This window comes from Chryseobacterium sp. 14P4.3.2, assembly GCF_057799275.1.
In genome coordinates, this window is record NZ_JBYOKO010000071.1 from 1 (window position 1) to 598 (window position 598).

Below are 598 nucleotides of genomic sequence, written 5' to 3' on the forward strand. Positions count from 1 at the left end.
TGGTTTATGACAAACAAGACCGGCTTATTCTTACCCGTGATACGGTTATGGAAGGTAAAGGACAGTGGCTTTTTACCAAATATGATAAATTTGGACGCGTGGCCTACACAGGGATTATATCTGGTGGAGACCGTGAAACGATGCAGAACCAGCTCGGCAGTCAGAATATTGTAGAGGAGCAGACTGCTTCCGGTTTTAACAGGCCTGGGATTATGGTATACTATACGAACAATTTTCTATCGGATTCGCAGACTATTCTGAGCATTAATTATTATGACAATTATCCTCGGGATACTAAGAAGTTTCCTCCTTCTGTTATTTTAGACCAGCCTGTGATCAATGCAGCGAGTAGTGTGAGTACTCAGGGAATGCCTACGGCTTCTTACGTAAAGAATGTAGAGGATGATAATTGGACTAAAACGTATTTCTATTATGATTTCCGGGGAAGAGCAGTAGGGACTCATTCCGTAAACCATCTGGGAGGATATACAGGAACAGAGAGCCAGCTTGATTTTTCAGGCACACCTAAAATGACTGTTACCAGACATAAGCGTTTAGATACCGACCAGGAAAGAGTAATTACCGAAACGTTCGAATA

Annotated in this window: 1 pseudogene; it reads left to right on the forward strand. The window is 42.1% G+C overall.

The annotated features are described in order from the left end of the window. A pseudogene (locus tag AC27VX_RS23840) lies at positions 1–598 on the forward strand (RHS repeat-associated core domain-containing protein); the annotation flags it as partial.